The following is a 13058-nucleotide window of genomic DNA, read 5'->3' on the forward strand; positions in this document are numbered from 1 at the left end:
TCAGCCTACTTAGAAGCTTTCCCACTCATCGTCTTTTGGTGAGGCTGGTTTTATTTTCTTCTGAGCCTTAGGTGTAGGTGCCCTTTCCTTTGGTTTGCTTGCTCTGGGTGCCGGCGAGCTTAATGCTTTACGTGGCGCGGCGCTTTGTTGAAGCTCTTGTGAGTCACTCATTTTAAAGGATGCAACACGTTCGGTCAGTTGTATTGCTTGAGACTGCAGACTTTCGGCTGCTGCTGCCGCTTCTTCCACTAACGCAGCGTTTTGTTGTGTCACTTCATCCATCTGGCTGATGGCTTTGCCGACTTCATCAATCCCAGTCGCTTGCTCGGCTGAGGCTGCTGCAATCTCTGACATGATATCGTTAACCCGTTTAATCGATGTCACCACTTTATCCATGGTTTCGCCTGATTGGTTCACCAACACATTACCGTTTTCTATTTTGCTGACCGAGTCAGAAATTAGCTCTTTGATATCTTTAGCCGCATTGGCTGAGCGTTGCGCTAAGGTTCTTACCTCAGATGCAACAACCGCAAAACCACGTCCTTGCTCACCGGCTCTTGCTGCTTCGACGGCGGCATTCAAGGCAAGAATATTGGTCTGGAAAGCGATGCCATCTATGACACCTATAATATCCGATATCTTATTGGCAGATTCATTGATGGAAGCCATAGTAGCGACGACCTTCTGAATCGTTTCGCCCCCTTCCATAGCCACTGTTGAGGCTTCTGACGCCAAACTATTGGCTTGATTAGCATTTTCAGAATTTAATCTGACTGTGCCTGTGAGCTCTTCCATACTGGAAGCGGTTTCTTCCAAACTGGAAGCCTGCTCTTCAGTTCGACTGGATAAATCTGAATTACCCTCTGCTATTTCTGATGAGGCATTATTAATCACTCCAGCTGCCTGACGAATTTCACCGATCATATTACTTAAATTACCGGTAGTGGTATTGCAATAGTTAGCCAGTTGTTCATAGGTGCCCTGGTATTCACTATCAATGCGTTCGGTTAGGTCGCCTTTGGCTAAGGCATTAAGTACTCGGGCAATATCTGTCAGGCCTGCATCGGTCACCTCAATCATGCTATTGAGGCCTTCGGCCACATTTAACATAAAGCCCTGTTTACCCTCTGTGGTGGCTTTTTCATTAAAATCACCACTGGCCGCAGCTTTAACTATGTTCGATATTTCTTGTTCAGCAAACACCTCCTCTGTTCGGTCAAGCCACTCCACAACTGTGCCCAAACGCTCATTGTCTTTACCGAAAATAGGGCTGGCAATCAAACGGAAATACAGTTCACCGACTTTAATCTGTGACTCATAAGGTGTTTGTAGACCCTCTAATAAACCTTTCTGGTGAGCAGGGTTTTTATGAAAAATATCAATGTTAGAGCCCACAACTTTATCAACCACAAAATTGGGTAATGACTTACGCAGCTCATTTTCATTGCGTCTGAGCATGGCTTCGACAGAGCGATTAATATAGATAATATTGCGATCCGGGTCGGCTATCATTAAGTTGGTAGAAGTACCATTAAGGGCTTCAAGAATACGCGTTGTACGATGTAATTCCTCTTGTACCTTAGTGGTATCTAACCACTCGACCACTGTGCCTAAACGTTCACCTCCCTCTGCAAAAATCGGGCTAGCCGTTAAACGGAATTTTAGGTTTCCTACCTCGATATTGCCTTCATAACTACTTTTTAAATTTTCCAAAAGAGATGATTGATGAGATGGGTTTTTATGAAAAATATCCATACTACTGTTCAACACTTTATCAACTGAAAAGTGAGGAAGTGCTTTTTGCAATTCAGACTCAACACCCCGCAACATTTTTTCTACCGACTTATTCATGTAAATAATTTTTCTATCAGGGTCGGCTAACATTAAATTTGTGCTGGTTGAGTCCAATGAACCCAGCATGCGCGCAGCAAACTTTTCAGTGATTAACAAGGTTGTTTGATTCAACCACTCTACTACGCTGCCTATATTATTACCTTCAGGGTCAAACAAGGGGTTAACCGTTAGTTTAAAATTCAGTGAGCCAACAGTGATGTCGGCAATATAGGTGCTTTTAAGATTACTTAACAACCCCATTTGATGGGATGGATTGGCATGAAACTGGTCGATACTTTGACCAATCAAATTATCTGCTGAAAACTGTGGCAAGCTCTTACGTAACTCGACCTCTGCCTCTTTAAGTAATTTTTTTACCGCCTTATTAGCATAAATTATCACTCGATTTTCATCAGCCATCATAAAGCAGCTTGAACTGGCCTCTAATGCCTGTGAATTTCTGTGTATTTTTAATGTATTTGCATTATCTGCATCGGTGTTTTTATTTTTGAACCAGTCGAATATTTTCATGTGTTACTCCTGAGAAGCGCTAATTTGTTTGTCTACTAATCCAAGTTCATCGCTGGATATAAGACTTTCTATATTGACTAAGATGACCATGTGATCTTCTATCGGTACCAGACCGAGTAAATAACGACTATCGAAGGCCACTCCAAATTCTGGTGGTGGACGTATTTGCTCATCCGTTAAACGAATGACATCGGATACGCCATCCACCACAATGCCAACAATGCGCTGGGCTACATTGAGCATAATGACTATGGTAAATTCGTTATAGGTCGCTTCGCCTACTTCAAATTTCAGACGTAAGTCCACAATTGGAACAATATCTCCTCGAAGGTTAATGACCCCTTTTATGAACGGGGGGGCATTGGCAATTTTGGTAACGGCCTCATACCCGCGGATCTCTTTAACCGACATGATATCCAGAGCATAATGCTCTTCACCCAGCACGAAACTCAGGAATTCTCGAGAGTCTGCGTCTGTGTAGGATTGATTATCTTGACTCATCTGTGCGTTAGTCATGTTTTTTTACTCTCGGTACTAGGTGGTTTAACTAAGCCGGCCAAGGATTCAACGTCAAGGATCATGGCAACTCCACCGTCCCCCATAATGGTGGCTCCCGCCACACCTGTTACCCGCTTATAATGTTTTTCTAAACTTTTTATCACTACCTGCTGCTGGCCCACTAAAGCGTCCACCAACAATGCAAAACGTTTTTTACTACTTTCAATCAGCACCACTATGGCTTTATCAGGCTCACTAATGGCATTCTCGATTTCCATGGTTTTATGCAACGGTATCAGTGGCCAATACTGTTCTCTTATCCATAAAAGGTTGTCATTTGAGATGACTTTTATTTGATCTTTAGAGGGTTGAATCGACTCGACAATATTCACTAGGGGTACCACAAATATTTGGTCGCCCACTGACACACACATGCCATCCACTATGGCTAAGGTCAGCGGTAAATGAATACGAAACACCGAGCCCTTGCCAAAGGATGATTCAATTTCAATGCGCCCGCCAATGGCTTCTATATTTCGTCTCACCACATCCATACCCACGCCGCGTCCTGAGACATCTGTTACTTCAACTGCCGTTGAAAAACCGGCTTCAAAAATCAGGTCCCACACTTGGCTATCAGGCATGTTTGAGTCGTGTTCTAGTCCATTCTCAACTGCTTTGGATAAAATTCTTTCGCGGTTCAGACCCGCACCATCGTCGGTGATACTAATCTCTATGCTGCCACCACGCTGTTCGGCGCGTAAGATAACAGTACCGGTTTCAGACTTACCCGAGGCTAAGCGCTGTTCTACTGTTTCAATCCCGTGGTCAATGCTGTTTCTAACTAAGTGGGTCAGAGGGTCAACCAATTTTTCAATCATGCCTTTGTCGATTTCGGTGGTTCCACCTTCTATTTGTAAATCGACTTTTTTACCTAATTTGCTAGACAAATCTCGAACCACTCGAGGAAAACGATTAAAGGTTACGCTAATAGGTAACATTCGCATTGACATGACTGACTCTTGAATTTCTCGGGTATTACGTTGTAATTCGGCTAATGCGGTCTGTAATTTATCTTCTATCTCTCCCGTCACTTCAGAACCAATCATGGCCAACATCGATTGGGTAATAACCAATTCACCTACCAGATTGACTAGTGAGTCAATTTTTCCAGTGTCCACTCTAATTGAGGCGGACTCAGCTACTTTTTTGGGTTGTTCAGATACTTTTTGGGACGGGTTGTTTTTACTGGGAGTAGCCCTTGCAGATGCGTCCGAAGTCTTATCTTTGGCATTGGGGTTTCCGACATTTTTATCATGAAAACCATATGCCTTGTTGTTGTCTTGAGGTTTCATAGGCATGGTTTCAAAAAAGCCAAAGCCATCCTCATCAGCAGCTGCTTTTGGCTGTTCGACAAGTCCAAAATCGTCGACTTCACCACTAACGTTATCAGTTATGCTCTCAGGGGAAGAGTCTGCTGTATCGACCGGTGGGTCAGATTCAAATAAACCAAAACCTTCTATGTCATCAGAGTCGTGATCCGTTGTTTCTGCAGATGCATCCAGTCCACTTTCGTCTGCCAGCACTAACTCAAGGGTTTGAATGCCCGCATCAATGCTTTGTTGGTCGACCTCTTCTTTATTTTTATAGGTATCCAGTGTTTTTTTGAGCAAATCAACAGTTTCAAGTAATACATTCACCATAGCTTCATTTAGCTGGGTGGTCCCCTGGCGGGCTTTATCTAACAGGTTTTCCATTATATGGGTCAAACCGGTTAACGCATCGAAGCCAAATATGCCACTACCGCCCTTAATAGAATGAGCGGCACGAAAAATACTATTTAGCTGTTCTGGATCTGGATGATTTAAATCCAGTTCCATCAGCTGTTGTTCCATGCTATCTAGATGCTCCTGACTTTCATCAAAGAACACACCATGGAACTGCTCCATATCAATAGACATATAAACCCTTTACGTTGTTTAACCGAGGACTTTACTGAGCACTTCTAACAATTTTCTGGGGTCAAATGGTTTTACCATCCAACCTGTAGCACCAGCAGCCTTACCTTGACTCTTAATTGTGTCGCTTGCTTCAGTGGTTAATACCACTATAGGCACAGAGGCATATGCAGACATGGCTCGCAAAGATTTAATCAATGTCAAACCATCCATCCGTGGCATATTTTGATCGGTTAGTACAAAATCAAAACGGGTATATTTGCATATATCTAAAGCCTCTTGTCCATCTTGGGCTGCTGTTACTGTATAGTTCGCTGACTTTAGTGTGACCTCAACCATTTGTCTTATAGAGGGTGAATCATCAACTATCAAAATGTTTTTACTCATATCTATCTCACTCAATGACTAAGGATTTTTTTGCTCGTTCGTTAACATTCATGTTTTGGCAATTTCAATACTTTTAATCCGGACATGTATTTGCCTGCTATTTCTAACTAAAAAAGTTCTACTTCTCCGGACGACATCGACACAGATGAAACAGGATTGGTGACTTTTTTTGTCGATTTCAGACTATTTTATGAGAAACTCACTAACACCCTTGCCGTTTTGTGCATTGATTATCTGCAACTGACGCATCACGAACGCCAGTGTTTCTATTGCATAGTCATGAGTTGCCAAAATCCCACTGAGAGTATTCTCACATTCAAAAACTAAAGGTTTGCAAAAACCATTGTCTGTAAGGCTTTATGTTTCTCATAAGCATTTTCAATTAACATCTGAGCCACATAACCTGTATAATAAAAATTTTTTTACTAACCGATTAATCCATTACAACTGTCGGAACACGACAACTTCCGAGCTGGCTTTAATTTAGACCCATTAGTACTCTGCTGACTATTAGTAAAAATACCTAAATTGTATTTTTAGATAACATCAGCTTTTAAAATTTTTACTTAATTGACTAAAATAGTGCAGGTATTTTTTGAACAATAAAATAATCTACATAGTGGATGATGAGGAGAACGTTCGAACTACATTGGAAAATGTTTTTCGACTAGCTGGTTTTATTGTCTATGTTTTTGATAATCCTTTTTCGGCAATCTCAGCATCACTTGAAACAAAAAACAGTTGTATTTTGCTTGATTTAAGTATGCCCGAAATGGGCGGCATTGAGTTTCAACAACTTTTGCACGAAAAACGAATTAGTATTCCGATCGTTTTTTATACCGGTAAAGCAGATATTGATTCAGCTGTCGATGCTATGAGTGGTGGCGCTTTTACCCTTGTCCGCAAACCAGCAGCAAACAGTGTATTGATTGAAAAAGTGCTGGGTGCCATCAAAATGTATAAGGATCAGGACCCTTTTTCTGATGAATCCGAGCAAGCACATGCAAGTTTACAGATCCTTTCAAAACGAGAATTACAGGTTGCTTTGCTGGTCGCCAATGGCGAAACCGCTACAGATATAGCTGAGCATTTATTTATAAGCCGCCGGACTGTAGAGGCCCATCGTGCGAATATCTTTGAAAAGTTAGAAATTAAGTCGGTTGCCCGCTTGGCTCAATTAGTACTGCTGGCTAAGGTGCATTTAATCTGATTATGAGAAATAATTTGCACTGATGTTTAAAATATTTTGATTTTCCTGTCAGTCATTCTAATGCTTAATTGTTTTACATGCTTCTCCACTTTGCTCAGGCATGAACTAAACTGTATATGAAAATAAACAGTTTAAGGGAGTTCGAACATGAACACGCCAGAAGCCAGTTTTTTAACGTGGCAACAGCAATTCAGAACGAATAAAGATTGTCTCCAGTATCTGAAGGAAATGAAGTGGCCTAATGGGTTTATGTGTCCTCAATGTGGTCACGACAATGGGATTGACCTTCACTGCCGAGAATTAACCGAATGCAGCCATTGTCATAAGCAAACATCGGTGATGTCAGGTACTTTATTTCATGGTAGTCATCTACCGTTACTCAAATGGTTTTGGGCACTGTATTTTATAGGCTCAGACAAAGGCAGTATTTCAGCGTTAAGGCTAAGCAAGCTTATTGAAGTGAATTGGAAGACTGCTCGGCTTATGTTAACGAAAGTGAGAGCGGCTATGGGACACAGGGATAGCCTCTACCGATTGTCGGGCACAATAGAGTTAGATGATGCCTTTGTTGGCGGTAAGCACAAAGGCAAGCGTGGTCGTGGAGCAGAAGGGAAAACCCCCATTATCATAGCATGTGAAAACAAGCATAAAAAGGCAGGGTTTATCGCAATGAAAGCGGTTAAAAATGTGAATTTTAAAACAGTAAAAGAATTTGTATCACATCACCTTTTAGCTAATCAGCATGTCAGAACGGATGCTTATCCTGCGTTAAATATTATAGATAAAACACAGCAACATGAGCCAAGAGTCACGCCAAGTGAAAAGGTAGACGAATGGTTGCCTTGGGTTCATATCGCGATAGGTAATTTGAAAACGTTTTTGTTGGGCACGTTTCATGGCGTTACGGGTAATTACTTACAAGAATACTTGAATGAGTTTTGTTATCGGTATAATCGCCGTTTTGTGGAAAAACAAATACCTAATCGATTGTTAAACTTGGCAATTATTCATACTCCTTTAAAATCAACCTGAGTTAAATGGAGAAGCATGTTGTTTTAATAAGAGTGTCCTCGAGTTAATTTCAAAACCCTTAAGTGTGACTTGCTTACCTAAAGGAAGTGGTCAATAACATGCGTTTTTCAGCCAAATTTCTCACCCTATTTATAAGTTTCAGTACCCTGATACTTTTTATAGTGAGTGTGGCTACTGGCTATTATGTCAACCTTTTACCTCTTTATATCCTGACAATTATCGCCACATCCAACAGCCCTAAAAACACTTTTAAAACAGTATTTTACATGTGTTTACTGGGTATCTTAATGACTAGTTATCTGGCTCTACCGCAACCCTCAAGTCTAGAGTTAGATGATGTATTGACACCAATTATTGCTCTATTCTCAACTGTCGCAGCTTATTTATTGCTACGTTCAAGAAATGCCAATCAGTACACTGATACTCAACTACTCATAGATAGGCTGAGGGATCGTCAAGAGATTCAAAAATTACAGCAACTTTCAGGTTCCGTAGCCCATGATTTTAATAATGTTATGAGCGTGGTTATGGGTAATGCAGAGTTGTTGAAATATACCTTATCCCAGCCTGAGAATTCAAAACAATTTATTGATGCCATTTTGGAAGCGGTGCAAAAAGGCATCGACTTGACACAAGATTTATTGTCTTTTGCACAGAAACAATTTTTACAACCGGCCGACATTGACTTGAATCAGCTTATTCGCAAACATCTGAGTGACATTGATTTACCCCTAGATGCTAAAAATAAAATCCATTTTACCGAGACGACAGATTTATGGATTGCAAAAGTAGACCCTAAGTTTTTGGAGCAGTGTTTATTACATTTAATTCACAATGCGATCCAAGCCAATTCAAGTCATATAGAAATAAAGGTTTCAAATATTTTCGATAATTCAAGTGTCGAAGATACTTTAGTAGATACGAAGCGTTATTTGTCAATTATTATTTCTGACGATGGGCTTGGCATGTCAGATCAAAACCTTAGCCGCATTTATCAACCCTTTTTTACCACCAGAAAAGCTGAAGGGGCTAAAGGTTTAGGTTTGAGTGCGGTCTGGGGGGGGTGTCAGCAAAGTGGGGGGCATATTTATGTTTACTCTACATTGGGAAAAGGTACAACATTCAACATTATTATTCCTGCAACTATGTTCGAGTAGTAAAAAAACACAACCAAAAATTCGAGTCACGAACTAAAAACAAACGTTATTACAAGATTCCAGCTGTGCTTTATGGTGAATTCTTTAACCTTTTTTGACTCTTTCTGTAAATCGATAGATAAAATGGGCACTCAGAATCAGTAATTCTACGTATTTACCACTCTCCTAATTAATTTAAACTAAATATCAATCTACTGTCACCGCAACACATTATGGCGAGCGTTCTTAGAATATGGATTTTATATGACCACGACAAAAAATAAGATATTAATTGCTGATGACGACCCAGAATTGTTATCACTTATGCAGAGCTTATTGTCTCCCCATTTTGAAGTGGTCGTTGCCAAAGACGGTGATGAGGCTCAAAAATGTATAGATAATGAAAAATTTTTATTTTTAATATTAGACATTCATCTTCCAAAGGTAACGGGGCTGGAGTTATGCCTAGGCATTTTAGAAAGTACCAAAATACCCAAGCCACATATTGTTATTTTAAGTGGTGATGACAGTTCAAAAACTATTCGCTCTGCCTACGAATTAAATATTGATGATTATATTATTAAGCCAATAAGTTCCCTTGCCTTTGTTCAAAGAATGCAACGTTTGGAAAGAGATATATTGGATCTGGCTAATCTAGAAGATCTTCGCAAGCAAACATTGAATATGGCAGATACTGCTATGCGCCAGGCGTCTGAATACGGAGGTGCATTAGAGTTAATTGCACGTCTTAACTATATTTCAGACCCCGTTCAACTCGCAAAAGAAGTCGCTGAATATCTAAAATCGTCTGGTTATTTCACCGCCATACAATTCCGTTCAGAGATGATGACAGTTAATTTTGACATTGATTTAAGTGAATGTTCGGAAGTTGAAATCAAAGTTTTCAACTTATTACATCAACGTGGCCGTATTTATAGTTTTGGCCGAAGGATCATATTTAACGATGAGCATGTTTCGATTCTAGTTAAAAACATGCCGCCAGTATCCTCACATTCATACGGTATGTTAGTGGATATAGCAGCCAAAATAGTACCAGCCATAAACAGCCGTTTTATCAGCTTATGTAATGAAAAAGCCATAAACAATAGTGTGACTATTTTGTCTGATGCCATGGACATGGTTGCAAAAGGAATTTCAGCAATGGAAGTTGAAAAAAGGGAAATAATACAAGGAGTCATCACCCAAATTAGCAGTAGTTTTCATAAACTTGAACTGAACGACGAACAAGAGCAATTTTTCATTCATTTGATTGAAACACAACTTCAAAATAAAGAGGTCAGTAGTGACTTTTTAACAGTACGAGATACGCTGGAAAACTGCCTTACATCGGTTCAATCTGCACAGAAGATGACCTTAGCCACAAACACAGATAATGATGAATCATCACAATCAACGTATCTAGATGTTGAATTATTTTAATTTGTATTTTATGAACCTTAGCTATTAAGTGCTGAAACTAAATGCCGAGTGAAATTTTGAACGATAAACTCAACACAAAGCAAGATTTTGATTATATCAATGAATATAAAGGATATGCGCTGTTAGATAATCTTCTGGAAGTAAAACTGCATACCCAAATGATTGGCGATCTGCTGAGTATTGCCACGCTGCCACATAGCATTAAACAGTATAATGCTTACCTTTATTCATTTATTAAGACATTAGTTAACAACGCAAAAACCAGCCATCATGGATGGAGTCAGGAACAACTAATATACGATACTCAACATTATGATTGCGCGGTAAATGTTGAAAAAGACACAGCGACTGGACTTGAACAGACACACTTATTTATGAGTTATTCCTTAAGCTCAAAATTACAAACACCCTTGTTAGAATTAGCCGAAACTGAAGTCAAAATCAGTGAAATGTATGCCCATATTGGACACGAAATAAATAATCCATTAGCCATCGCACTGGGAAATTTAGCGTTTTTAAAAAACACATTGCTTGATAACCCTTTAAGCTCGAAAAACACTGATCATTACCTGCATGCTCTTGATAGTAGTTTAGAGCGCATCCAATCAATCGTTTCAGGTCTTAGATATTTATCCAGTGATACATCCCATGAAGCCAAGTCTGAAGTACATATTTATGATTTACTTGAAATTACCGAATCTTCAGACCATCCAGTTTCAAAAAAACATGACACAAACCTCAATATAAAACAGGTATCCGTTTCACCAAATTTATCAAACGTGAATGCCGTGATCATAGATGATGAACCTATGTTATTAGAAGTGGTAGCTGCTAACTTAGCATCGTTTGGGATGAATGTTTTTGCGACCGATAGTTTCAAAAGAGTGCTGGATGAAATCAAAAATGGTCAGTATCAATTATTGATCACCGATATGTGTATGCCTGATTGTGACGGTTTGGAGTTAATTAAAAAAGTTAAAAAGCTATCTGCTAACAAGGTCAAATGTATATTAATGACGGGTGGCATAGTGAATGGAGTAAACCCTAACAGTTTATATTCTGATCAGATAGACGGTGTTTTAGACAAACCATTTTGCCTCAATAACTTGTTGGAATTGCTCAACAAATTAGATTTAAAACCGGAGAATCAAGATGTCGGATAAATCAATCCTTAGAAAATTTATTCATGACCTCTCTAATAAAATCATGATTTTAGAAGGTTACATAACACTAGTTAATATAAAACCTGATTTTGACTTAAAGCTGATGATTTCTAAGTTAGAAGAGAATGTTGTATCGGTTGTACAGATTTTGGAAAACATGCGGGGATATGTAAAACAGGAGTCCGATGAAACGGCTTTAATCTCCCTGGTCTATAGCAGCAAAGTGAAGGAATATATGACTGGCCTTACTCTTGAGTCTGAGCTAGAAAAAATTGAGCTATCTTCCGCTGCAAATAATACACACATCAATGTAACCGGATACTTATTGTATATGGATGGCTATTTCATTCAGTACCTTGAAGGTAGCCCTAAGGATGTTGAAACACTCTATTTAAAAATATCCCTCGACCCTCGCCACCATTCGATAACATTGCTGTCCCACGAAACAATCACAGAAAGATCCTTCAATAAGTGGACTAAACTATACAGAATGAACCTCAATAATCATTCTCAGATCACTGATATTTTGAAGTCTATTGTAGGTGAAAAACAACGATTATTATCTAAAACAGAATCACTGGCGCTAATTAACTTTGTCGCTTTGATAAATAAAAACAACCCGCCAAACTTTGAAGGCCGTAATACAGTATGAATATTAAAAGTATTTATATTATTGACGATGAGCCTGATTTATCAGAGCTCATCTCCCAGTTTGCTATGACACACAAAATCAAAACACATGCAGCTAGTGCTTGGAACAACGTTTGCCTAAAAAAACTGCAAGAAACTGATTTCATTTTACTCGACCTAAACCTTCCTGATTTAGATGGCCTGGATATTTTAGAACAACTCAAAAAAAACAAGGTAACTGTGCCTATCGTTTTTTGCTCTGGGCAGGATGATAATGTTGTCGATACGGCAGCAGATCTGCTTAAAGCACATGGTTTAAATTATGCTGGGAAAATATTAAAACCTTTTTCTTTTGCTGACTTTACTAAACTATTAGTTACATTAAATAAAAGGGACGTAACTAAGGACTTGGTTGCCCCTGAAAGCTCAATTTCCGAAACACCTTTAGATGTACTCGACAAAAAACAGTTACAAAATGCCATTGCAAATAACTATTTTTGTGTTGTTTTTCAACCTCAGTTCAACTCACAGAATCATCAGTTATGTGGAATAGAATGCCTAGCTCGTTTAGACATACCGGGTAAAGAACGGATCATGCCAGATTCGTTTATTCCAGCACTTATTGCCCATGATCTCATTGACGACTTCACATTCAATATTATTAAATATGGCTTAAACGTATTAAATGACTTACCCCTTCCCAGCGATATAAAAATTGCGTTTAATATTTCTAGAACCTCTTTAACCAATGAGTTCATCACTAAGCTTTGTGATTGCTTTAAACCATTTCGATTTAATGCATCTGACTTAGTTTGGGAAATAACTGAAACGGCTGCATTAGAGATAAGAAAAACCACAAAAAAATTGATGACTAAGCTACGATTAAACGGTTTTAATCTATCACTGGACGATTTCGGAACGGGTTATTCAACACTCCAAGAGATAGATGCACTGCCATTTAATGAGGTTAAAATAGATAAACAGTTTATTCACTCCATGCATGATAAAAAAACCTCTATGGCAATAGTATTGGCAACCATTCAGTTGGCCAAGTTACTTGATTTTAGAGTAGTAGCAGAAGGGGTAGAAACACTGCAACAGGTTGAGACGCTTAAGTTACTTAACTGTGAAGTTTCCCAAGGTTATTTTTATTCACGTCCTCTAGATAGCTTAGATTTTGAGTCTTTTATACATATAAATAATAATCAACAGCAGGAAATGGTCTCCCTCTAGATGTTTC

11 protein-coding genes are annotated in these 13058 nt (G+C 39.1%); 7 read left to right on the forward strand and 4 right to left on the reverse strand.

From position 1 onward, the window contains the following. Positions 1–9: 9 nt before the first annotated feature. The 4 genes from CXF95_RS26670 to CXF95_RS26685 are packed head-to-tail and all read right to left on the reverse strand — an operon-like array spanning position 10 to position 5207. The gene (locus CXF95_RS26670; protein WP_304528720.1) at positions 10–2364 is read right to left on the reverse strand and encodes a methyl-accepting chemotaxis protein; all 2355 of its coding nucleotides are present in this window, start codon (positions 2362–2364) and stop codon (positions 10–12) included. Between the two features lie 3 nt (positions 2365–2367). Further along, complete coding sequence (locus CXF95_RS26675) at positions 2368–2880, reverse strand: chemotaxis protein CheW (protein ID WP_101201453.1); 513 nt, start codon at positions 2878–2880, stop codon at positions 2368–2370. Then, positions 2877–4823, reverse strand: coding sequence for a chemotaxis protein CheA (locus CXF95_RS26680; RefSeq protein ID WP_101201454.1), 1947 nt, complete (start codon positions 4821–4823; stop codon positions 2877–2879). Before CXF95_RS26680 ends, CXF95_RS26675 begins: the two co-directional genes overlap by 4 nt. An 18-nt stretch (positions 4824–4841) precedes the next feature. Then, the gene (locus CXF95_RS26685; protein ID WP_101201455.1) at positions 4842–5207 is read right to left on the reverse strand and encodes a response regulator; all 366 of its coding nucleotides are present in this window, start codon (positions 5205–5207) and stop codon (positions 4842–4844) included. 595 nt (positions 5208–5802) lie between these two features. On the opposite strand from CXF95_RS26685, the gene CXF95_RS26690 reads away from it, so the two are divergent. The 7 genes from CXF95_RS26690 to CXF95_RS26720 all read left to right on the forward strand — a co-directional run bounded on the left by CXF95_RS26690 (position 5803) and on the right by CXF95_RS26720 (position 13051). Beyond that, complete coding sequence (locus tag CXF95_RS26690; protein WP_101201456.1) at positions 5803–6417, forward strand: response regulator transcription factor; 615 nt, start codon at positions 5803–5805, stop codon at positions 6415–6417. A gap of 147 nt (positions 6418–6564) precedes the next feature. Further along, positions 6565–7449 (forward strand): IS1595 family transposase, encoded by an 885-nt coding sequence (locus tag CXF95_RS26695; protein ID WP_101197018.1) that lies wholly within the window; start codon positions 6565–6567, stop codon positions 7447–7449. Positions 7450–7736: 287 nt separating this feature from the next. Then, on the forward strand, positions 7737–8606 hold the full coding sequence (locus CXF95_RS26700; protein ID WP_198556723.1) for a sensor histidine kinase: 870 nt from the start codon (positions 7737–7739) through the stop codon (positions 8604–8606). A 243-nt stretch (positions 8607–8849) separates the two neighbouring features. Beyond that, entirely contained in the window at positions 8850–10025 is a 1176-nt protein-coding gene (locus CXF95_RS26705) for a response regulator transcription factor (RefSeq protein ID WP_101201458.1), read from the forward strand. 41 nt (positions 10026–10066) lie between these two features. After that, complete coding sequence (locus CXF95_RS26710; RefSeq protein ID WP_101201459.1) at positions 10067–11188, forward strand: response regulator; 1122 nt, start codon at positions 10067–10069, stop codon at positions 11186–11188. Beyond that, positions 11178–11840: a BLUF domain-containing protein gene (locus CXF95_RS26715; RefSeq protein ID WP_101201460.1), complete on the forward strand. Its 663-nt coding sequence runs from the start codon at positions 11178–11180 to the stop codon at positions 11838–11840. Before CXF95_RS26710 ends, CXF95_RS26715 begins: the two co-directional genes overlap by 11 nt. Further along, a complete protein-coding gene (locus CXF95_RS26720) occupies positions 11837–13051 on the forward strand; it encodes an EAL domain-containing protein (protein WP_101201461.1) in 1215 nt (404 codons plus the stop codon). Before CXF95_RS26715 ends, CXF95_RS26720 begins: the two co-directional genes overlap by 4 nt. The last annotated feature ends 7 nt before the right edge of the window (positions 13052–13058 follow it).

The organism is Paraglaciecola sp. MB-3u-78, assembly GCF_002835935.1.
Classification (GTDB): Bacteria; Pseudomonadota; Gammaproteobacteria; order Enterobacterales; family Alteromonadaceae; genus Paraglaciecola.